At 68.6% G+C, this 21,136-nt stretch carries 18 protein-coding genes; 2 read left to right on the top strand and 16 right to left on the bottom strand.

All coding sequences use genetic code 11. The features are described from left to right. Positions 1 to 25 precede the first annotated feature (25 nt). From WFH23_RS07780 to WFH23_RS07840, 13 genes are all read right to left on the bottom strand, one after another. Complete coding sequence (locus WFH23_RS07780) at positions 26 to 1,063, bottom strand: FtsQ-type POTRA domain-containing protein (RefSeq protein ID WP_336662117.1); 1,038 nt, start codon at positions 1,061 to 1,063, stop codon at positions 26 to 28. Positions 1,064 to 1,185: 122 nt separating this feature from the next. Then, positions 1,186 to 2,607 (bottom strand): UDP-N-acetylmuramate--L-alanine ligase, encoded by a 1,422-nt coding sequence (murC, locus tag WFH23_RS07785; RefSeq protein ID WP_336662118.1) that lies wholly within the window; start codon positions 2,605 to 2,607, stop codon positions 1,186 to 1,188. 86 nt (positions 2,608 to 2,693) lie between these two features. Further along, the gene (locus WFH23_RS07790; protein WP_090149380.1) at positions 2,694 to 3,776 is read right to left on the bottom strand and encodes a glycosyltransferase; all 1,083 of its coding nucleotides are present in this window, start codon (positions 3,774 to 3,776) and stop codon (positions 2,694 to 2,696) included. Beyond that, the gene (gene ftsW, locus WFH23_RS07795) at positions 3,773 to 4,969 is read right to left on the bottom strand and encodes a putative lipid II flippase FtsW (RefSeq protein ID WP_090149383.1); all 1,197 of its coding nucleotides are present in this window, start codon (positions 4,967 to 4,969) and stop codon (positions 3,773 to 3,775) included. The genes WFH23_RS07790 and ftsW overlap by 4 nt, the downstream gene beginning before the upstream one ends. Further along, on the bottom strand, positions 4,969 to 6,477 hold the full coding sequence (gene murD / locus WFH23_RS07800; RefSeq protein WP_336662119.1) for a UDP-N-acetylmuramoyl-L-alanine--D-glutamate ligase: 1,509 nt from the start codon (positions 6,475 to 6,477) through the stop codon (positions 4,969 to 4,971). The genes ftsW and murD overlap by 1 nt, the downstream gene beginning before the upstream one ends. Positions 6,478 to 6,488: 11 nt before the next feature. Then, positions 6,489 to 7,577, bottom strand: a complete 1,089-nt coding sequence (mraY, locus tag WFH23_RS07805) for a phospho-N-acetylmuramoyl-pentapeptide-transferase (protein WP_090149390.1) — start codon at positions 7,575 to 7,577, stop codon at positions 6,489 to 6,491. After that, entirely contained in the window at positions 7,574 to 8,983 is a 1,410-nt protein-coding gene (locus tag WFH23_RS07810) for a UDP-N-acetylmuramoyl-tripeptide--D-alanyl-D-alanine ligase (protein ID WP_336662120.1), read from the bottom strand. The genes mraY and WFH23_RS07810 overlap by 4 nt, the downstream gene beginning before the upstream one ends. Next, the gene (locus tag WFH23_RS07815) at positions 8,980 to 10,536 is read right to left on the bottom strand and encodes a Mur ligase family protein (protein ID WP_336662121.1); all 1,557 of its coding nucleotides are present in this window, start codon (positions 10,534 to 10,536) and stop codon (positions 8,980 to 8,982) included. Before WFH23_RS07815 ends, WFH23_RS07810 begins: the two co-directional genes overlap by 4 nt. Before the next feature lie 23 nt (positions 10,537 to 10,559). Then, positions 10,560 to 12,356 carry a peptidoglycan D,D-transpeptidase FtsI family protein gene (locus WFH23_RS07820; RefSeq protein WP_336662123.1) on the bottom strand — a complete coding sequence of 599 codons (1,797 nt, stop codon included), beginning with the start codon at positions 12,354 to 12,356 and terminating at the stop codon, positions 10,560 to 10,562. Between the two features lie 28 nt (positions 12,357 to 12,384). Beyond that, positions 12,385 to 12,993, bottom strand: coding sequence for a hypothetical protein (locus tag WFH23_RS07825; RefSeq protein WP_336662124.1), 609 nt, complete (start codon positions 12,991 to 12,993; stop codon positions 12,385 to 12,387). Continuing rightward, a complete protein-coding gene (rsmH, locus tag WFH23_RS07830) occupies positions 12,990 to 13,973 on the bottom strand; it encodes a 16S rRNA (cytosine(1402)-N(4))-methyltransferase RsmH (RefSeq protein WP_336662125.1) in 984 nt (327 codons plus the stop codon). Before rsmH ends, WFH23_RS07825 begins: the two co-directional genes overlap by 4 nt. A gap of 12 nt (positions 13,974 to 13,985) precedes the next feature. Continuing rightward, positions 13,986 to 14,417 carry a division/cell wall cluster transcriptional repressor MraZ gene (gene mraZ, locus WFH23_RS07835; protein ID WP_090149408.1) on the bottom strand — a complete coding sequence of 144 codons (432 nt, stop codon included), beginning with the start codon at positions 14,415 to 14,417 and terminating at the stop codon, positions 13,986 to 13,988. A gap of 458 nt (positions 14,418 to 14,875) precedes the next feature. Beyond that, positions 14,876 to 15,259, bottom strand: coding sequence for a DUF3040 domain-containing protein (locus WFH23_RS07840; RefSeq protein ID WP_336662126.1), 384 nt, complete (start codon positions 15,257 to 15,259; stop codon positions 14,876 to 14,878). Between the two features lie 74 nt (positions 15,260 to 15,333). Between WFH23_RS07840 and WFH23_RS07845 the strand changes: the two genes are divergently transcribed. Then, positions 15,334 to 16,434 (top strand): polyprenyl synthetase family protein, encoded by a 1,101-nt coding sequence (locus WFH23_RS07845; protein WP_336662127.1) that lies wholly within the window; start codon positions 15,334 to 15,336, stop codon positions 16,432 to 16,434. Positions 16,435 to 16,485: 51 nt separating this feature from the next. On the opposite strand, the gene WFH23_RS07850 is transcribed toward WFH23_RS07845, so the two are convergent. Then, positions 16,486 to 16,851 (bottom strand): Rv2175c family DNA-binding protein, encoded by a 366-nt coding sequence (locus WFH23_RS07850; protein ID WP_370567870.1) that lies wholly within the window; start codon positions 16,849 to 16,851, stop codon positions 16,486 to 16,488. Positions 16,852 to 16,945: 94 nt separating this feature from the next. Between WFH23_RS07850 and pknB the strand changes: the two genes are divergently transcribed. Further along, positions 16,946 to 18,901: a Stk1 family PASTA domain-containing Ser/Thr kinase gene (gene pknB, locus WFH23_RS07855; RefSeq protein WP_336662128.1), complete on the top strand. Its 1,956-nt coding sequence runs from the start codon at positions 16,946 to 16,948 to the stop codon at positions 18,899 to 18,901. A gap of 58 nt (positions 18,902 to 18,959) precedes the next feature. Here pknB and WFH23_RS07860 read toward each other — a convergent pair whose 3' ends face one another. After that, complete coding sequence (locus tag WFH23_RS07860; RefSeq protein ID WP_090149426.1) at positions 18,960 to 20,327, bottom strand: class II 3-deoxy-7-phosphoheptulonate synthase; 1,368 nt, start codon at positions 20,325 to 20,327, stop codon at positions 18,960 to 18,962. A gap of 117 nt (positions 20,328 to 20,444) precedes the next feature. Further along, positions 20,445 to 21,116 (bottom strand): 1-acyl-sn-glycerol-3-phosphate acyltransferase, encoded by a 672-nt coding sequence (locus WFH23_RS07865; protein ID WP_200328648.1) that lies wholly within the window; start codon positions 21,114 to 21,116, stop codon positions 20,445 to 20,447. Positions 21,117 to 21,136 lie beyond the last annotated feature (20 nt).

Below are 21,136 nucleotides of genomic sequence, written 5' to 3' on the forward strand. Positions count from 1 at the left end.
AGCCCCTCGAAAGAAACCGCTCGCGCTACTCGAAGACGGGCGCTTCGGTCGCTGAGACATCGATTCGCGTCACCGGCTGCCCGGCGAGAGAGGCGAGCATCGCCTGCAGCACCACCGCCTTGCGTCGGCTCTCGTCGGCATCCCCCCAGAGCACCGTGATGCCGCTCGCGAGCGTGAACGTCACATCCTGAGCGCTCGAGGCGCTGGCGCTCGTGATCTGCGCGCGCAGATCCGCAGGCATGTCGCGGAGTGCGCGCGACGCCGACCGGAAGGCCGCGGAGCCCCGGTCCGTGAGCGCTCCTGCGCCGACCGGCACGCCCGCGGGTGCAGCATCCGCAGCCCCGAGCAGCACCCCGGCGGCGTCGTAGAGCTCGACGCCATCGGCCCCTGCGACCGAGATCACGGGCACTCGCTCTTCGATCCGCACGACCAGCGTGTGCGGCGGCACCCGCTCCACTGCGTAGCGCTGGATCAGGGGGAAGGGTTCGAGGGCGCGATGCACCTCGGCATCGTCGATCAGTGCGAGAGGCCGCCCCTCGAACCGCTCGAGTGCGCTGTGCACATCCGCGGCGTTCACGCTCTCCGCGCCGGTCACCTCGACGGTCTTCACCGCCATCAGAGGCGTGAAGACTCCGGCACCGACGAACAGGGCGAGCGCGCCGACGGCTGCGAACGCGATGATCCAGTGGCGCCTCCGACCGCGGGCCTCCGCCGAGAAGCGTCGCCGCTCGCGTCGAGCCTGCCGCTTCCGCAGGCGCGCCGCAGCTGCCACCCGGCGCTCCGCCTCGCGCACCGGGTCCGGTTCGCTTCCGCGAAACCGATCGAGACCGGAGCGAGCACGGGTGTCCAGTGCTCCGAGATCGACCGTCGGGTGCTCGTCGGAGAGACGAACGGCTCGCGCACCGTCGATCGCCCCGGAAGCACGCCCCTGGAGATCTTCCTCCGCCCGAGTGGCGGAGTCCGGAGCCTCCTGCTCAGGAGGCGCGTGTCTCGAAGCGCGCACATCGCTCAGATCGATGGTCGGCGAGACTCCGGTTTCAGGGACGTGAGCGCGCGCCGGCACCCGGCTCAGCCGAGGCCCGAGTCGCCCCGCAGCTTCTGAGACCTCGGCCGGAGGCCGCCCGGCGGGCGGCTCCGGCTCCGGACGCGGTTGATCGGGCGTCCGATCGAAACCGCCGGGGCGCTTCACCGGGCCTCGAGCTCGAACCGGTCGCGCAGCGCCTCAACCACTTGAGGAATGATGCGGTACACCGTGCCGCAGCTCATCGTCACCATGACGTCGCCCGGACGGGCGATGCGCGCGAGGTAGTCCGCGGCATCCTGCCACTCCGGCAGGTACGCCACGCGATCCGCGTCCGCGAAGTCATCGGAGACGAGTGCGCCCGTGACCTCCGGGACCGGGTCCTCGCGCGCTCCGTCGACGGCGAGCACCACCGTGTGGTCGGCCCCGCGCTCGAGCACCTCGGCGAACTCCCGATGGAACATGCGCGTGCGGCTGAAGAGGTGGGGCTGGTGGATCGCGATGAGGCGACCCTCGCCGACGACCGCGCGGGCGGAGTCGAGCAGCGCCGCGACCTCCGTGGGGTGGTGGGCGTAGTCGTCGTACACGCGCACGCCCTGCACCTCGGCATGGAACTCGAAGCGGCGCTTCGTGCCGCCGAACGCGGCGATCGCCTCGAGCGCGGCGCCCGGCTCGAACCCCAGGCCGGTGAGCACGGCGAGCGCGCCAACCGCGTTGACGGCGTTGTGCTTGCCGTATACGGCGAGCTGCGCCTCGTAGCGGTGCGCATCGATTTCCACCGCGAACCGAACGGGGCCCGAATCATCGATCTCGACGATGCGAACGTCGGCGCCGGGGGTCTCGCCGAACGTGCGGACCGGCGCGTGCCCGCCCTGGTGCTGCAGCGTGGCGAGCACTTCGCGCGCCCCCGGGTCGTCGGCGGAGATGACGATCTGCTCGCGCGCACCGCGCATGAAATCGACGAAGGCCTGCATGAAGGCCTCCCGCGATCCGTAGAAGTCGAGATGCTCCGGATCGACGTTGGTGACGAGCGCGACGGCGGTGTCGTAGAGCAGGAAGGACTTATCGGATTCATCCGCCTCGATCACGAAGAGATCATCGCCGCCAGTGCCGGAACTCACGCCGAGCGCTTCGATCACGCCGCCGTTCACGAACGACGGATCCGCACCCGCGCCGAGCAGGCCGGTCACGATCATGCCGGTCGACGTCGTCTTGCCGTGCGCACCGGCGACCGCGACGACGCGTGCGCTCCTCGCGAGCCAGGCCAGCGCCTGGGACCGGTGCAGCACCGGGAGCCCCTGGGCGAGGGCGCGCTGGTACTCCGGATTGTCCGTCCAGAGCGCCCCGGTGACCACGAGCGTGTCGGCATCGCCGACGTTGTCCGCATCATGACCGATAGAGACCGGGATGCCGAGCTCGACCAGAGCGTCCGTCGAGTAGTTGGCGCTTCGATCAGAGCCGGTGACCGTGACGCCGGCTTGGTGCATCATGCGAGCGATACCGCTCATGCCCGAACCGCCGATACCGACGAAATGGACCTGCCCGAGGTCTTCGGGGATCTCCAGTTCGAGATCGGGATAGATCATGGCGCCTCCTCAGCACGAATCGACAGTCAAGCGTACCGCGATGCGAGGCGCCCGTCGCCGAGGACCCGCTGAGCGATCGAAGTCGCTCATGTTCCAGCGGCGCCCACGGCCTCCCGCACGAGTTCGAGCAAGCGCTCAGTGCCGTCCAGCGCGCCGGCTGAGCGAGCGCGCCGCGACATCGCTTCGAGTCGGGCGTCGTCAAGCAGGAGCGGCACGAGCACGTCGTGCACCCACTGCGGCGTGAGTTCCCCGTCTTCCACGAGCAGCGCTCCCCCGGCCTCGACCATGCCGGCAGCGTTGAATCGTTGCTCACCGTTGCCGACGGCGTAGGGCACGAGTACCGCGGGAATCCCGAGGCCCGCGAGTTCGCTGACCGTCGTCGAGCCCGCTCGCGATACCGCGAGGTCGCAGGCCGCGAATGCGAGGTCCATGCGGTCGCAATAGGGAATCACGACGTACCCGGGCACGCCGGGGTCTTCGAGCTCGGTGAGACCGCCCCAGACGTGGAGCACCTGGATGCCGGCGTCGACGAGCATCTGTGCCGAGCCCGCGATCCCTCTGTTGAGCGCACGCGCACCGAGCGAACCTCCCGTGACGAGCAGGGTGCTGCGAGCCGGATCGAGTCCGAAGTGCGCGCGCGCCTCGTCGCGGAGCGCTGCACGGTCGAGTCCCGTGATCTCTGGCCGCAACGGCATTCCAGTGACCCGCGCCCCTGCGATCGGCGTGCCCGCGAACGTCACCGCCACGTGCGGCGTGCTCCTGGCGCCCCAGCGGTTCGCCAGGCCCGGTTTCGCGTTCGCCTCGTGGATGACGGTGGGAACGCCTTCGCGAGCCGCAGCACGATACGCCGGCGCCGACGCATACCCGCCGAATCCCACCACCACGTCGACGCCGCGGCTGCGGATCAACTCGCGCACCTGCGAGACCGCACGCGCGAAGCGCACCGGAAACCGCAGCGCCGCGGCGTTCGGGCGACGTGGGAACGGGAGGCGCTCGATATGCACCAGTTCGTAACCCCGCTCCGGCACGAGCCGCGCCTCGAGACCTTCGCGGGTGCCGAGCACGATGATGCCGGCCCCCGGTTCTTCCCGTCGAATGAGGTCGGCGAGCGCCAGAAGCGGGTTCACGTGCCCGGCGGTTCCGCCGCCCGCCAGCAGATACGTGGTCATGCGTGTCCAATCTCTTCCTGATGTCGTGCGGCATCGCGGGCGATCGAGATGACGACGCCGATGGCGATGAGGCACGCGATGAGGGCGGTACCGCCCGAGCTGATGAGCGGGAGCGGCACGCCGAGCACCGGCAGCACGCCGACGACGACCGCGATGTTCACGAACGCCTGGCCGACGATCCAGACCAGTACGCCGCCGACCACGGCTCGGCCGAACCGGTCGCGCGCCCGCACGATGAGGCGGAGCATCACCACGGTCAGCGCGATGAACAGCACGACGACGAGCAGTGCGCCGATGAGCCCCAGCTCCTCGCCGATGATCGCGAAGATGTAGTCGTTGTCGGCCGCGGGAAGCCACGACCATTTCGCCTTCGAATTGCCGAGCCCGACGCCGAAGAGCCCGCCGCCGGCGAGGGCCCACAGCCCGTGCGTCGCCTGCCAGTCGATGCCGCTGTAGTCGTCGGTCCCTCCGGCGTGGCTGAGCAGCCGCGCCATGCGGTTCGGGCTCGACAGCACGAAGAAGGCGACCGCGAGCGCCGCGCCGATGGCCGTCACCCCGAGCGTCTTCCAGCTCATGCCCCCGAAGAACATCGCGCCGAACACGAGGGCGGCCATGATCATCACCGTACCCAGGTCCTTGCCGAGCAGCACGACTCCCAGGGCGATCAGAGCCCCGGGGATGACGACCGGGATGAGCTCGTGCCGCATCTGGCCGAACAGCGGCTCCTTCCGCTGCATCACGGCCCCGACCCAGACCACCAGCGCGAGCTTCAGCGCCTCGGACGGCTGCGCAGTCACGCCGCCGAGCTGAATCCAGTTCCGGTTCCCGGCCACTTCGAATCCGAGCGGTGTGAACACCAGCAGCTGCAGCAGGATGCCGAGCCCGAAGAGCGCCCAGGCGTAGCGCTTCCAGAAGCTCACGGGCATTGCGGCGGCGACGAGCATCAGCGGGATGCCGATGACGGCGAAGATCACCTGACGCCAGAACCCTCCGAAGAAGCCCTGATCGGCGAGATACGAGGTGATGGATGATGACGAGAGCACCATGATGAGGCCGAAGCCCACCAGCAGCAGCGTGATGGTGTAGAGCGCGATGACCGTGCGATCGGAACCGATGCGCAGCATGCCGCCCAGCCGGATCAGGGCTTGGGCGGGAGCCCGGCCCGGTTCGCGCTCGCTCGTGCGCGCAGACATCATTCCAGCTCTCGGACCGCGGCTTGGAAGCGTCGGCCGCGGTCGGCGTAGCCGGCGAACTGATCCATGGACGCCGCAGCGGGTGAGAGCAGCACCGTGTCGCCCGGGTGCCCGATCGCACGGGCCTGCGCCACCGCGGACCGCATGATGCCGTCGGGGTCGAGCCCGGCGTCGTCGATCTCGACGACGGGCCGCTCCCCCAGGTGCCGTCTCAGTGCGGCGAGCACCGGCTCACGATCGACTCCGATCACCACGGCGCCGCGCAACCGGATCGCGTGCGTGCGCACGAGCTCGTCGATGTCGACGCCTTTCAGGAGACCGCCCAGCACCCACACGACATCGTGCAGCGCACGGAGCGACGCATCGGCAGCGTGGGCGTTCGTCGCCTTCGAATCATCGATCCAGCGCAGCCCCTGGATCTCGCCGAGCTGTTGCGCACGGTGCGGATCGGGCACGAAGGTGAGCACGGCTCGCGCGATCTCGCCCGGTTCCACGCCGCGGGACCGGGCGAGGGCGCTCGCGGCGAGCACGTTCTGCACCATGTGCGGGGCCGCGAGGCCTCGTTCTGCGAGTTCCTCGATCGTGACGAGCTCGAACGCCTCGCTGCGGCGCTCCGCGTGATAGCCGCGATCGACGAGGATCCCCTCGACCACGCCGAAGCCGCTCGTCGGAGGGGTGTCGAGCCCGAAGCTCACGGCCCGGGCGCCCTCCACCACATCCGCGGCCTCCACCATGCGCTCCGTCGCCGCGTCTGCACGGTTGTACACGCAGGCGACCTGCGTGTGCTGATACACCTTCGCCTTCGCCGCCCAATAGGCGTCATGGCTGCCGTGCCAGTCGAGATGATCGTCCGCGAAGTTCAGGCATGCGCTCGCGTAGGGCGAGATCTCACCCAGGCGCTCGAGCTGGAAGCTCGACAGCTCGACGACGATCGCGTCGTATCCCTGGGGGTCGCGCAGTGCATCGAGGATGGGAGTGCCGATGTTCCCAGCCGGCGTGACCCGCAGCCCGCCGGCCGAGAGCATGTGAGCCGTCAACTGGGTCGTCGTCGTCTTGCCGTTCGTGCCCGTGATGCAGATCCAGTCGGCGATCCTGCCCGTCTTATCGCGGAGGCGCCAGCCGAGTTCGATGTCTCCCCACACCGTCACATCGCGGGCGATCGCCCAGGTCGTGAGCGGATGGTCCGGCCGGTACCCGGGAGACACGATCACGAGCTCGGGGTCGAAGGCGGCGAGGTCGGCGAGCTGGGCCTCGTCCTCAGCAGACTGGAAGTACTCCGCCCCGATGACCTCGAGCAGTCGTTCGCGCTCCGAATCCGGCGCACCCGCGATTACCCGCACGCGCGCTCCCAGTTCGACGAGCGTGTCGGCGACCGAGAACCCGGTCACGCCGAGGCCGAGGACCGCGACGCGGAGTCCGGTCCAGTCGTGGTGCCAACTCGTCAGCGCATCGACACGGTCAGCGACCAGCTTCGCGTAGATCGCTGCGTCTCCGCCAGTGCTGTTCATGTCTGCTCCCATCACGACTGCTGCAGCAGCCATTCGCCGTAGAACGCGCCCACCCCGGCGATGACGAAGAGGGCGGCGATGATCCAGAATCGCACGACCACGGTCACCTCGGCCCACCCTTTGAGCTCGAAGTGATGATGGATCGGACTCATCAGGAAGATGCGCCTGCCGCGCGTGACCTTGAAGTACAGGCGCTGCAGGATCACCGAACCGGTCTCGATGATGAACAGTCCGCCGATCAGGATCAGCAGGACCTCGGTGCGGCTCAGGATCGCGAGCGCCGCGATGGCGCCGCCGATGCCCATCGAGCCCGTATCACCCATGAACACGTGCGCCGGGTTCGTGTTCCACCAGAGGAACCCGCCGACGCCGCCGAGGAATGCCGCCGCGATGACCGCGAGATCCATCGGATCGCGCACCTCGTAGCACCCGGGCTCCGCAGCGTTGCTCACGCAGCTCTGCGCGGACTGCCAGAACCCGATCACGAGGTAGGCGCCGAACGCGAAGATGGCGGATCCCGCTGCGAGACCGTCGAGACCGTCTGTCACGTTCACGGCGTTCGTCGTCGCCGTGACGATGACCATGACCCAGATGATCACGAGCCCGATGCCGATGATGGGGCCGAACGTCATGAAGTCGAAGGGCAGGTCGCGGAAGACCGAGACATGGGTCGACACCGGGGTGATGCCCGCGCCGTTCGCGAACTGGATGCCGAGCACCGCGAACGATACTGCGATGATGACCTGACCTGCGATCTTCGCCCAGCCGCCGAGCCCCGCAGATGCCTGCTGCCGCGTCTTCATGAAGTCGTCGATGAAGCCGACGAGCCCCGCTCCGACGGCCATCAGGATGACGAGCAGCGCAGATGGAGAGGGCTGCTCGCCCATGACGAGCTTGCCGACGAAGTAGGCGATCACCGACCCGGAGAGGAAGATGATTCCGCCCATCGTGGGCGTGCCGCGCTTGATCTCGTGCTCTTTCGGGCCGTCGACGCGAATCGGCTGGCCCCAGCGCAGCCGGTTGAAGCCGCGCACGAACAACGGCGTCAGGAGCAGCGAGTAGAGGAGGGAGAACCCGCCGGCGATGAGCAGCGCGATCATGCGTACGCCTCCCCGAGACGATCTCCGAGTCGCTGGAGGCCCGCGGCGTTCGAGGACTTCACGAGCACCGTGTCATCGGCGCGCAGTGTCTCGGTGAGGTAGGCGAAGGCTTCGTCCTGGGTGGGGAAGAAGGTGCTCTCCCCGTCCCAGGCGCCCTCATTGATCGCGCTGATGTGCAGCTGGCGCGCCTCGGCGCCCACGACCACCAGTTCGGAGATCCGCAACCGCACCGCCTGGAGCCCGACGCGTCGGTGCTCCTCGATGGAGTACTCGCCGAGCTCGCTCATCGCTCCGAGGACGGCGACCGAGCGCCCGGCTGGTCTGCGGATCTGTGCAAGCGTGCGCAGCGCGGCACTCATGGAGTCCGGGCTCGCGTTGTAGGCATCGTTGATGATCGTCACCCCGTCGCGCCCGCCGAGCACTTCCATGCGCCCCGGGGCGGCGAGGGTCGCCGATTCGAGCGTCTCGACGATCTCGGCGAGCGGGATCCCGAGCGCCCGCCCCACCGCCGCGGCCGCAAGCGCGTTCATGACGTGGTGCTCCCCGAGTACCCGGAAGTGCACGGGGAGGGACGCTCCGTCGGCGTGGATCACGAATCGTGTGCCGTCCGCCGATGCATCCACATCGGTCGCACGGACGTCGGCCTCCGAGCCGAGACCGAACCAGTGGACCTGGGCGCGCGTGAGTTCGGCCATCTGCGCGACGCGGGGATCGTCGCGGTTCAGCACGGCGATCGCAGACGCGGGCAGGTCGCACACCATCTCGCTCTTCGTGCGGAAGGTGGTCTCGATCCCGCCGAATTCGCCCGCATGGGCGAGTCCGACCGTCAGCACGACCCCGATGTGTGGCGGCGCCATCGCGGTGAGACGTGCGATCTCGCCTTCTGCGCTCGCTCCCATCTCGGCGATGAGCGTGCGCGTATCCGGTGCGACGCGGAGCATCGTCACGGGCCCGCCGACCTCGTTGTTGAACGATTTCGCTGAAGCGACGGTCGGGCCGGTGCGTTCTGCCATTGCGGCGACCAGGTTCTTCGTGGTCGTCTTGCCGTTCGAGCCGGTGATTCCGACGATCGTGAGGTCGCCCGCTTCGCGAACGCGTCGCACGACCTCGGTCGCGAGGGCGCCGAGCGCATCGGTGCTGTCGGCGACGACGATCTGCGGAACGCGGCTGTCCACCTCGTGCTCCACCACGAGCAGAGCGGCACCGGCGTCGACCGCTCGAGCGGCGTATCGGTGTCCGTCGGTCTCCTCACCGCGTCGGGCGAAGAAGATGTGCCCCGGTCCGACCTCGCGGGAGTCGGTCTGCGACTCGCCGTCGATGAGCGTCTCCGGCCCCGCTCCGCCGTCTCCGGGGACCAGGCGGCCGTTCACGGCGGTCGCGATCTCGGCCAGTGTCAGTGCAATCACGGGAGCAGTCCTGCCTCGCGGAGCGCACCGCGAACTTCGTCACGCGCCGAGTACGGGATGAACCGCCCGGCGACTTCTTGATGGTCCTCGTGTCCGGGACCGGCATACAGGATAACGTCACCGGGTTCGGCCAGTGAAATAGCGAGGCGCACGGCGGCCCGAGGATCGCCCTCCTCGATGACCTCGGCGTGCTGGGCCGAGCGGGCTCCGGCGAGCAGCTGAGCGCGGATCGCCTCCGGCGGCTCGGAGCGCGGGTGGTAGTCGCAGATGATGACGGTGTCGGCGCCCGCAGCCGCGATCCTTCCCATCTCCTCCCGCTTCGTCGTGTCGCGGTCGCCATCGGCTCCGAACAGGAAGATGATCTTCCCCGGCGCGACCTCTCCGAGGGCGTCGAGCATCGCCTCGAATGCCCCGGGCGTGTGCCCGTAGTCGACGTAGAAGCGCGGGCCCGTGCTGCCGCTCTCCGTGATCTGCTCGAGACGACCGGGGATGTACACCGGGATGCGACCCTGCTCGAGTCCCGCCTCGACCTGCGCGATCGGAATCCCCGCCTCGTGCAGCATGATCAGCGCGAGCGCGGCGTTCTCCGCCATGAAGCGACCGAACACCGGAACGCTTCCGCGGAAGTGGGCGCCCTCCGGCCCCTGCAGCACGAACGACACGCCGTCGAGCGTCTGGCGTGTGACCGCGAGGTGCCAGTCGGCGTCCCGCCCGTACTCGGTGGCGAGGCGCGTCACCGGGATCTGCGATTCGCGCGCGATGCGCTGCCCCCAGGCCGAATCGACGACGACGACGCCGCGTTCCGCGCGCTCCGGCGCGAACAGCGCGAGCTTGGCTGCGAAGTAGGTCTCCAGATCGCCGAATTCGTCGAGGTGGTCCTGGGAGAAGTTGTTGAACGCGACGACATCGAAGCGCAGGCCGTCGAGACGGTGGCGAACGACCGCCTGGGCCGACACCTCGATGGCCACGCCCTCGACGCCGACCTCGACCATGCGGGCCAGCAGTCCGTGCAGCTCGGAGGCCTCGGGGCTGGTGAGGTTGCTCACCACCACCTCGTCGCCGATCCGGCGCTCCGCCGTGGAGCTGAGCCCCGCGGTGATGCCTGCCGCGCGCAGCAGCTCGGCGATGAGGTACACGACGCTCGTCTTGCCGTTCGTCCCGGTGACGCCGAAGGTGCGCGCGGAGAAGCCGTCGGTGCGGTAGACGACCGCGGCGACGTCGCCGAGAATCAGGCGCGGGTGCGCGTCGGAGACGAGCACGGGCAGCGACGTCCCCGCTGCCGCGGCGAGCTCGGCGCCGGCCGCGTCGGTCAGCATCGCACTCGCACCGGACGCGGCGGCCTGAGCGGCGAACTCCGCACCGTGGCGCTGGGCGCCCGGCATGCCGACGTAGAGGTCGCCGGGTCGCACATCGCGCGAGTCGAGCGAGACGCCGGTGACGAACAGCCCCGTCGACCGGCCCGCGGCGCGCACGCCGAATCGCTCGACGATCTCGTCGAGCGGGACGGGGACGGGCTGCTGCGGGCGAATGCTCAAAGCATCTCCGGTACTCACGGGTGCTGGCCTCCTGGGCGTGATCAATACTCGGTGGGGAGTGGTTGGAACTCCCCCGTGGATGGCGGGATGTGGAACGTGCGGATCGTCGCCTCTGCGGCCTGCCGGAAGGCGGTGAGTGCGGCGACGCCACCATCTCCCGCCGTCGGGAACGCAATCGATGCTACCGCGACGTACTGCGGGTCGTCGGCCGGGAAGATCCCCGCGAACGAGTGCACGTAGTCCGTGCGATAGAGCCCAGTGGCCGGGTCGACCTGCTCCGCGGTGCCGGTCTTGCCGGCGATCCGGTACCCCGGGATCGCGATGAGGTCCTTGAACCAGCCCTCGGTGGTGACGGTCTCGAGCATGCCCATCATTTCGGCTGCGGTGCTCTCCGAGATCGCCGTGACCGGCTCGCCGTGCTCGGGCGCGGTCGTCGTGCCGTCGGCCTCCACGCACTCCTGCACCACGCTGGGCGGCACGCGCACGCCCTTGTTCGCGATCGCCTGGTAGACGCCGGCAGTCTGCACGACGGTCGAGGAGAGGCCCTGACCGAACATGGTGTTGTACGAGGTCTGGCGGTCCCAGTCCCCCGGCTCGTACAGCAGACCGGAATCCTCGACTGGCATTCCCGCCTGGGTGGCGGTGCCGACGCCGAATCGCTTGAGGTAGTCGTATCGCGTTTCGGCGTCGAGCTGCGCGCCGAGCATCGAGGTGCCGACGTTGGACGACTGCGTGAGGATGCCGGTCAACGTCCACGGCATCTCGGGATGGTTGAACGCGTCGCCGAAGCGCACGCCTGGCTCCGGCTCGAGGTAGTCGGGCGTGAGGTTCTGCGACGCGGGCGTCGCGACGCCCTGGTCGATGAGCGCCGCCGCGGTGATCGCCTTGAACGTCGAGCCCGGCTCGTACGGCGAGGTGAAGGATCGCGCTTCGCGCTTCGCCGGGTCTGAGGCATCGACGTCGTTCGGGTCGACCGAGCCGTCCTCCGCAACGGCGACGAGCTCGCCGGTCTGGACGTCCATCACCGTGAGCAGTCCGTACGCCGCGCCGACGGACTGCACCTGCTGGTTGATCGCCTGCTGGGCCTCCCACTGCAGGTCGCGGTCGATCGTGAGCTGCACCGTGCCGCCGTCCTGCACCTTCCTGGTGACGACGACGCTCCCGGGGAGCGCCACTCCGTCCTCGCTCCGCTCGTAGGTCTCAGTGCCGTCCACCCCGGTGAGGCAGGCGTCCTGCGACAGCTCGACGCCGGCCTGCGGCACGTCGTCGGCTCCGGAGAACCCCACGATGTTGCCGCCGACCGCGCCGTTGGGGTAGGTGCGCGTGTGCTGGCTCTCGAAGGTGAGCCACGGGATCTCGAGCGCCTTGAGCGCGTTCAGCTGGGTCAGATCGATGGATCGCTGCACGTAGGCGAAGTCTGACTTCGGGTTGTCGCTCAGCGCGTCATCCACGATCTTCTGGATCTCCTCGCCGCTCTGCCCGGTCACCGCTCCGATCTCCTCGAAGGCCTGCGCTGCGGTGACCTTGACCGTGCCCACGCCGCGTTCGGTGTCGAAGCGGTAGAACACGCCGTCGTTCAGACGCGTGTTCTTCGGCGAGAGCTGCACGTCGTAGCGTTCGTCCGTCGTCGCGAGCACTTCCCCGTCGCGATCGACGATGTCGCCGCGCACGCTCGGAATCGCGACGGGCACCGCGCGCTTGTCTTTCGCATCCTCGTTCAGGGCGGCGGCGGAAACCACCTGCACGTCCACGAGTCGCACGAGAAACACGATCGCAGCGACGACGATGATGGCGAGCGCGATGGCCCGGCGAAGCGAAGATCCGCGCAGTCTCAGCATCCGATTCCTCCCGGAGTTCTGCTACTGCCTAGTGCGTATCGGGAGCAGGCAGCTTGCCCGTCCACCGTACCGGCGGATCGATGTCTTCGGCCTGAGCACCCGCGGCCTGTCCGGAGTTCCGCGGCACGAGGAGGCCTGCGGCGTCCACCACCGGCATGCTCTCGAGGGTCGCATTCGGGATGAGGTTGCCAGAGGCCGCCGTCGTCTCCGAGTCGAGCGCCCCGAGCACTGCGCCGTCGCTCAGGCGGAGCGTCGCGGGCCGCGAGTTCTGCACCATGCCGAGCGCGGCCGCATTCTCCGCGAGGTTCTGCGGGGACGCGAGCTTGTCGACGTTCTGCGACAGCACTCGTTCCACGCGCCCGAGGTCGCGCTGCTCCACCTCGAGTGCGCGCGACTCGTATGCGCCCTGAGAGATCGCGATGCTCAGACCGAGCTGCGTTGCGAAGATGGCCAGGACGACGCCGACCGCGATGAGCGCTCCCGCGAGCGGGCTGCGCTGCGAGCGCTTCGCCGGCCGGGCCGCGGGGTGCGGCACCGGGCGCAGATGCCGCTCGGGCTGCGTGGGCGCCGGCGTGCCAGAGGGTGAGCCGAGGCGGAGCGCCGCCGCGTCGAACTCCATCGGAAGCGTCGTGCTCATCGTGCGACCCTCATTCGTTCGGCTGCGCGCAGGCGCACGGGGATGGCGCGCGGGTTGCGCGCGCGCTCGGCGTCGTCGGCGAGCTCGGCTCCGCGTGTGAGGAGGCGGAACTCGGGACGATGCTCCGGGAGCTCGACGGGCAGGCCGGCGGGCGCGGTCGACGCCGTGCGACGCGCGAATTCGCGCTTCACGAAACGATCTTCGAGCGACTGGTACGACATGACGACCGCACGGCCGTCGACCTTCAGGAGATCGAGCGCAGCGGGGATCGCGCGCTCGAGTACTGAGAGTTCGGAATTGACCTCGATGCGCAGCGCCTGGAATACGCGCTTCGCGGGGTGGCGCTGGTCTCGCACCGCGGCCGGGGTCGCCGCCTGCAGCACCTCGACGAGCTGTCCGCTTCGCAGAATCGGAGCGTCGGCCCTGGCCGCGATGATCGCGCGAGCGTAGCGGCCTGCGAGGGGTTCTTCGCCGTATCGTTCGAAGATCGCGCGCAGGCGGCCCTCGGGCGCCGCAGCCAGCACGTCGGCCGCGGTCTCCCCGCTGCTCTGGTCCATGCGCATGTCGAGCGGAGCGTCCTGGGCGTAGGCGAAGCCGCGGTCCGCCTCGTCGAGCTGCAGCGATGAGACGCCGAGATCGAAGAGCACGCCGTCGATCCGCGAGAAGCCGCTGTCGGATACGGCCTCGGCGATTTCGTCGTACACCGCGTGCACGCGGATCGCGCGGTCCCCGAATCGCCGGAGACGAGCGCCTGCGAGTTCGAGTGCCTCGGTGTCGCGGTCGAGACCGATCACGGTGAGCCGGGGGAAGCGGTCGAGGAGCGCTTCACTGTGCCCGCCCATGCCGAGTGTCGCGTCGACGATCACGGGCGTGTCGCCCTCGGCGATGCCCTGCGCCACCGGAGCGAGCAGTTCGAGGCAGCGCTCGAGCAGCACGGGGGTGTGCAGACCACTCGGATCGCGTGTGTTGTCGTGTGTCATAGGGATTCCGGGCTAGAACATGCCCGGGATCACCTCCTCCTCGATCTCGGAGAACGCTGCTTCCTGCGCCGCCAGGTAGGTCTGCCAAGCCTCCGCATCCCAGATCTCCGCGCGCGAACCGGCGCCGATGACGGCGAGCTCGCGATCGAGCCCGGCGTACTCGCGGAGGTTCTGCGGAATGGTGATGCGACTCTGCTTGTCGGGTGTTTCGGGGTGCGCCCCTGAGAGGAACACGCGGAGGTAATCGCGCGCCTGCTTCGAGGCGAGCGGTGCGCTCCGCAGTCGCTGATGCATCTCGGCGAACTCGGTTTCGCTGAACACGTAGAGGCAGCGCTCCTGCCCGCGGGTGATCACGAGGCCGTCGGCGAGTTCGTTCCGAAACTTCGAGGGAAGAATCAGTCGGCCCTTTTCGTCCAGGCGCGGCGTGAAGGTTCCCAGGAACATGGGACCTCCTTTCGCCGACTCGTCCTCGAGCGCCAGTTTACTCCACTTTCCTCCACTTGTTCCTAAACACACTCCACTTTGCTGGCGGAATCGAGAGAATTCGCGAGAATACGCGGCGACGACACAGGGAGGCCCGCACGGTGACGGGCAGCACGCCGACGGATTCGAGCCTGCAAGCTCCCGAGAAAGCCCGTCTTCACGCGGCTCGGACCCCGGCGGAAGGTTCGAATGGAGCAAAGTGGAGTGCATCGCGGGGCGCGCGCGCCGAATACCGGCAGGACCTGCAGTCGAGCGCCGCGTCAGATCGCGAGCATCGCCGAGCGGGCGCAAAAAAAGCGCCAGGTCATTGACCTGACGCGATCGATCCGGTTCGCCCCCGCAGCGGGGGCTTCACATCGGGAGCGGGCTCGCCCTCAACTGGTGCCGTAGCGCACGCGATGCGCGCAGCATTGGTCGAGCTACCGCTCGCCCTCCATGCGCTGATCCCACCGGCGCTCCATGCGCTCGCTCAGCGACTCTCGCGAGCGGGAGGCCTTCGGACCCGAACCGGCGGAGGTGATGTCTTCGACGGTGAGCGGCCCGGAAGAGCGACGCGACAGCATGAGGATCACGCCGCCGAGCATCACGGCGAACCCGATGAGCCCGAGCCACAGCAGCTGCACTGCCACTCCGGTGACGAGGACTCCGATTCCGAGGATCACGACGATGATGCCGAGCACGAGCGACCGATAGTTCAGTCGACGGGGTTCCGACGAGCCAGCCTGGAGAACGTCGGCTTCGCTCTGATAGAAGCCGCGCTCCATCTCGTCGAGCAACCGCTGTTCGTGCTCTGACAGCGCCATGACGGCCCTCCTGCGCTTCGGGAAAACTTGGTACCGATCAGTCTACGACCCGCAGCCGTGAGTAGGCTAGGCGCGTGCAAGAAACGACGCGACTCGCAGGCCTCATTCAGGAGCGCATCGGCGACATCCTCGATCAGCATCGCAACGAGCTCGCGGCGCTCGGGGCGGACGCCGCGCCGCTGCTGGATGAGGCGAAGCGCTTCCTGACGGGTGGGAAGCGGTTCCGTGCGCAGTTCGCGATCCTGGGCTACCGGTCCGTGCGCGAGCTCGACATCATCGACGACGTCCACGGCCCGGCCGCCCCGGTGCTCGATGCCGCGTGTGCGCTGGAGTTCTTCCACGCCGCAGCACTCATCCACGACGACATCATCGACCGATCGGACACCCGTCGCGGCCGCCCTTCCGTGCACCGCGTGTTCGCCGAGCTGCACGGCGGCCATCGCTGGGCCGGCGACCCCGAGCACTTCGGAATCGCCGGCGCGATTCTGCTCGGAGATCTCCTGCAGTCGTGGGCCGACGAACTCATGCAGCGTGCGTGCGCCGCCGCGATCAGCCCGGGCGCGGCGCAGGCCGCGCGAGCGCATTTCAACCGCATGCGGAGCGAGGTCGCCGTCGGTCAGTACCTCGACGTGCTCGAGGAGCAGCAGATCGAGTTCGCCGCGCACGACGAGCAGTTGGAACGCTCGACCCGGGTGCTCGTCTACAAATCGGCGAAGTACAGCGTCGAGGCGCCGCTCCTGATCGGCGCGGCGCTCGCCGGCGCCGATGAGGAGCAGGAGCAGGCCCTGCGGGACTACGGCCTCCCCATCGGCGTCGCGTTCCAGCTCCGCGACGACCTCCTCGGCGTATTCGGAGACGCATCGATCACGGGCAAGCCCGCGGGCGACGACCTGGTCGAGGGCAAGCGAACTGTCCTGGTCACGCTCGCGCGCGAGAACCTGCCCGGAACCCAGCGGCGCATCTTCGACGACCTGCTCGGCAACGATCTCGAGCCGGAACAGGTCGCGATCCTCCAGCGCACCATTCGCGAGAGCGGGGCAGTCGATCGAGTCGAGCAGATGATCGCGCGCAATGTCGAACGAGCGATCTCCTCGCTCGAGCATTCCCCGACCCGCCGTGACGCGAGCGAGGCGCTGACGCGGCTCGCCGACCGGGCGGCGCGACGCGAGTTCTGAGATCGCCCGAGGCGCGACCCGGAGTTCTCAACGAACCACGCGCACGAGAGGTCAGAAGGCGAGCGACTGCGTCGCGCGACGCACCGCGCTCTTCCGGCCGGCCTGAAGCGAATCGATCGGCCGCTCCCCCAGTTCGTCGTTCACCGAGAGCATCCAGAGCACCGCTTCCTCCTCGGAGAAGCCGGCGTCGTCGAGCACGAGCAGCGTGCCGCGAAGCGATGGCAGCGGCTCGTCGCCCTGCAAGAACTCTGCAGGAACCCGCAGGACGCCGTCGATGCGCACCGACGCGAGTACGCGATCCTCGATGAGGCGATGGAGCCGGCCGGGAGTGATGCCGAGGCGGTCCACGAGTTCGGGGACGCCGAGCATGGGAGCGGTCGTCAACGGGCTACGGTCTGAAGCGGTGTTCTCTGCCACGGGTCCACTCTGCCAGCGGCAACGGGTGAACGCAATCCGCGCGAGCCCGGCGCGCATCATGAAACGGCCATCGAAACTTCCGTAGACTCTCCGGGTGACCACCGTGCCCTCCGACCCGCTGATCGGGCAGACGCTCGACGGCCGTTACGCGATCAGGTCGCGCATCGCGCGCGGCGGCATGGCGATGGTGTACCTCGCAACGGATCTGAGGCTTGAGCGCCGCGTCGCCGTCAAGGTGATGCACGAGCATCTGGCGGAGGATGCGAACTTCACGCGCCGCTTCGAGCAGGAGGCCAGAAGTGCGGCCCGCCTCTCCCATCCCAATCTGGTCAACGTGTTCGACCAGGGGCACGATCTCGGGCGCACCTACCTGGTCATGGAGTATCTGCCGAGCATCACGCTGCGGGAGCTCCTGAAGCAGCAACGGCATCTGACCGCCGAGCAGTCGTTCGAGATCGGGGATGCGGTGCTCTCGGGCCTGGCCGCAGCCCACGGGGCGGGGATCGTCCACCGCGACCTCAAACCCGAGAACGTGATGCTCGCAGACGACGGGCGGATCAAGCTCGGCGACTTCGGGCTTGCCCGCGCAGTCAGCGCGAACACGACCACGGGTCAGGCGCTGCTCGGCACCATCGCGTACCTCTCGCCCGAGCTCGTCACGCGGGGAATCGCCGATGCGCGGAGCGACCTCTACGCATTCGGCATCATGCTCTACGAGATGCTCACAGGCGTGCAGCCATTCGTCGGCGAGCAGCCGATGCAGATCGCCTACCAGCACGCCCACTCGGACGTGCCCGCGCCATCGCTCCAGAGCGCTGAGGCGAGCCCGGCGCTCGACGCGCTCGTGCTCTGGATGACCCGGCGCGAGCCCGACGAGCGACCGCGCGATGCGAGCGAAGCGCTCGAGTCGCTGCGGGCGATCACCCGGGGGGAAGCCCCCGCCGGTTCGACGCGCGTCCTCCCCCGCATCTCCGATGAGGGAACCCCGACGCCCTCGATGTCCGTGCTCGATCCGTCCCAGCGGTGGGCGGTCGGCAGCGCCCCCGACGCTTCAGAGACCGCAGTCGCCCCCGAGCTCAACGCCAGTGCCGCTGCATCGTCGACGGCCGCTCCCATCGATCGCGCGGCGGAAGCCGGCCGAGTCCGTCAGCGACGCGGCCGGCTCTCGGCTCTGCTCGCCGTGCTCCTGATCGCCGCCGCCGGCGGCTTGGGCTGGTGGTTCGGTCAAGGACCGGGATCCCAGGTGACCATCCCCGACGTCTCCGGCGCGGAGATCGCGGCCGCGCAGGCGACGCTCGAGGAGCGCGACCTCGTCGTGACGCTCGCCGAGTGCTCGAGTCTGGAGGTGCCAGAAGGACACGCCTCGTCGACGGAGCCAGCGTCTGGTGCGCGCGTCGATCGCGGCACGCCGATCCAGCTCTGCCAGTCGACGGGCCCGCAGCTGCTTCCCGTTCCCACCCTGGTCGGCTTGTCGCTCGAGGAGGCCGAATCCCTGATCGAAGAGCAGCGGTTCACGGTCGGCCAGGTCTTGGAACAACGCTTCTCCGACGATGAGCCCGGTACCGTGCTCGCGGCGCTCGGGTCGAACGGCGACGCCCTCGGCGACACGTATCCCGAGCGTGCAACCATCGACCTGATCACCTCGGCGGGCAGCGTTCCCGATGTGGCGGGACTCACGGCGGATGCCGCGACGGCCCGCCTCGCCGAGAGCTCGCTGACCGTTGATCCCGCAGCTGGGAGCGAGTCCTACAGCAGCGACGTGGAGCAGGGCTCCGTCATCGCCCTGCTCCCCCAGACCGACCCGATGCGCCCCGGCGATGCCGTGGGCCTCGAGATCTCGCTGGGCCCCGAACTCTTCCCCGTGCCCGACGTGTCCGGTCTCGACCTGCAGGAGGCCATGGACACCTTGAGCGCGGCCGGCTTCACCCCGACCACGCTCGTACCCGACGCGCTGCGCAGTTTCGCGAAGGCCACGGGAACCGACCCGGCCCCCGGCGAGAAGGTACCAGCGGGCACCGAGATCCGCATCAGAAGCACGATCTCGCTCTAACGCGCGGTGCCCGCGCTCCGGAAACGATCCGAAACGCGGGCACCTGAACGCGAGCGGGCTAAGAGATCTTCTTCAGCTCTTCTGCCACCTGGAACGCCAGCTCCAGCGACTGCATGTGATTCAGACGGGGATCGCAGACCGACTCGTACCGCGTGGCCAATGTCGCCTCGTCGATGTTCTCCGACCCACCCAGGCATTCCGTCACGTCGTCGCCCGTGAGCTCGATGTGGATTCCACCGGGGTAGGTGCCGACTTCACGGTGCGCCTCGAAGAAGCCTCGCAGCTCGTCCATGACGTCGTCGAAGCGGCGGGTCTTGTATCCGGTCGCCGTCGTCATGCCGTTGCCGTGCATCGGATCGGTCACCCAGAGCGGTGTCGCCCCCGCATCGCGCACTCCGGCGAGCAGGCCAGGAAGGACATCGCGGATCTTTCCGGCGCCCATTCGGGTGATGAAGGTCAAGCGGCCCGGCTCGCGCTCGGGATCGAGCTTGTCGATGAGACGGAGAGCGTCGTCGACGGTGGCCGTCGGTCCCAGCTTCACGCCGATCGGATTGCGCACGTGCGAGAGGAACTCGACATGGGCGCCGTCCAGATCGCGGGTGCGCTCTCCGATCCAGAGCATGTGCCCGGAGGTGTCGTACAGATCTCCCGTGCGCGAATCGACACGCGTCAGCGGGCGCTCGTAGTCGAGGAGCAGGGCCTCGTGGCTGACGTAGAACTCGGTCTGAGTGAGCGCCGTGTTGTCGACGCCGCATGCCGCCATGAACCGGAGTGCGCGGTCGATCTCGCCGGCGAGCGATTCGTACCGCTGGTTCGCCGGATTCGAGATGAAGCCCTGGTTCCAGGCGTGCACCTGCCGCAGGTCAGCGAAGCCGCCCTGCGTGAACGCGCGGATCAGGTTGAGCGTCGAAGCGGAGACGTGGTAGCCCTGCACCAGGCGTGCGGGATCGGCCGTACGGGATTCGGTGGTGAAATCGTAGCCGTTCACCAGATCGCCGCGGTAGGCCGGCAGGGTAACGCCCTCGCGAGTCTCGTCGTTGCTCGACCGCGGCTTCGCGAACTGCCCCGCCATGCGCCCGACTTTGATCACGGGCATCGAAGCGCCGTACGTGAGGACGACCGCCATCTGCAGCAGCGTCTTCACGCGATCGCGGATGCGGTCGGCCGTCGCCGCGGAGAACGTCTCAGCGCAATCGCCGCCCTGCAGCAGGAACGCCTCGCCGCGCGCCGCGGCCGCGAGGCGGTCGCGCAGCTGGTCCGCTTCCCCTGCGAACACGAGCGGCGGCTGCGACGAGAGCTCGCGAGCCGAATAGGCAACGGCGTCAGGATCGGGCCAGACGGGCTGCTGCTTGGCCTCGAGCGCCTGATAGGCGTCGAGCTCCGCGAACGCTCGTTCGGCAGCAGTCTCGTGAATCTGGCTCGTCATGTCGATCCCTTACGTGAGTGGGTACAGAAATATCGCGGCGATCGGCCGCGACCGTATCAGCCTACTGCCTCACGGGGCGCAGGCACGAAGTGCGACCGATGCCCGCAGCGAACGGCGCTAGCGGTTGCGGACGCTCGACGCGTAGACGTCGACGTAGGTCTGCCCGCTGAGCTTCTGGATCTCGAGCATGATCTCGTCCGTGACACTGCGCAGCACGAACCGATCGGCGCTCATCCCCGAGAAGCGACTGAAGTCGAGGGGCTTGCCGACGACGGTGCCGATGCGACGGATCTTCGGGACCTTCGCGCCGATCGGCATGGCCTTCTCCGTGTCGATCATCACCACCGGGACGACCACCGCCCCCGATTCGAGCACGAGACGAGCGACGCCGGTCCGACCGCGGTAGAGCCGCGCGTCGGGGCTGCGGGTGCCCTCGGGGTAGATGCCGAGCACGTCCCCGCGATCCAGCACGCTGAGCCCGGTGTTCAGCGACGCCTCCGACGCCTTGCCCCCCGACCGGTCGATCGGAAGCTGGCCGACTGCGGTCATGAAGGACTTCACCAGCCAGCCCTTCAGCCCCTTCCCGGTGAAGTAGTCGCTCTTCGCGAGGAAGTACACGCGTCGGTCGATCATCGTCGGCATGAAGAAGGAATCGATCACCGAGAGGTGGTTTCCTACAATGATCACCGGTCCGGTCGCCGGAATGTTCTCGGCACCCTCCAGCCACGGGCGGAAGATCGTTTTCAAGATCGGCCCGATGATCAGGTGTTTAAAAATCCAGTAGAGCACAGCCCACGATTCCTCTCGAC

Source organism: Leucobacter sp. USHLN154, assembly GCF_037145595.1.
GTDB lineage: Bacteria > Actinomycetota > Actinomycetes > Actinomycetales > Microbacteriaceae > Leucobacter > Leucobacter alluvii.

What these genes read in the sequence shown, in the direction of transcription:
- murC (WP_336662118.1), bottom strand. Translation starts at nt 2,607, where the DNA reads ATGATCTATCCCGATCTCGAACTGGAGATCCCCGAAGACCTCGGGCAG.
- WFH23_RS07790 (WP_090149380.1), bottom strand. Translation starts at nt 3,776, where the DNA reads ATGACCACGTATCTGCTGGCGGGCGGCGGAACCGCCGGGCACGTGAAC.
- ftsW (WP_090149383.1), bottom strand. Translation starts at nt 4,969, where the DNA reads ATGTCTGCGCGCACGAGCGAGCGCGAACCGGGCCGGGCTCCCGCCCAA.
- murD (WP_336662119.1), bottom strand. Translation starts at nt 6,477, where the DNA reads ATGAACAGCACTGGCGGAGACGCAGCGATCTACGCGAAGCTGGTCGCT.
- mraY (WP_090149390.1), bottom strand. Translation starts at nt 7,577, where the DNA reads ATGATCGCGCTGCTCATCGCCGGCGGGTTCTCCCTCCTCTACTCGCTG.
- WFH23_RS07820 (WP_336662123.1), bottom strand. Translation starts at nt 12,356, where the DNA reads ATGCTGAGACTGCGCGGATCTTCGCTTCGCCGGGCCATCGCGCTCGCC.
- WFH23_RS07825 (WP_336662124.1), bottom strand. Translation starts at nt 12,993, where the DNA reads ATGAGCACGACGCTTCCGATGGAGTTCGACGCGGCGGCGCTCCGCCTC.
- rsmH (WP_336662125.1), bottom strand. Translation starts at nt 13,973, where the DNA reads ATGACACACGACAACACACGCGATCCGAGTGGTCTGCACACCCCCGTG.
- mraZ (WP_090149408.1), bottom strand. Translation starts at nt 14,417, where the DNA reads ATGTTCCTGGGAACCTTCACGCCGCGCCTGGACGAAAAGGGCCGACTG.
- WFH23_RS07840 (WP_336662126.1), bottom strand. Translation starts at nt 15,259, where the DNA reads ATGGCGCTGTCAGAGCACGAACAGCGGTTGCTCGACGAGATGGAGCGC.
- WFH23_RS07860 (WP_090149426.1), bottom strand. Translation starts at nt 20,327, where the DNA reads ATGACGAGCCAGATTCACGAGACTGCTGCCGAACGAGCGTTCGCGGAG.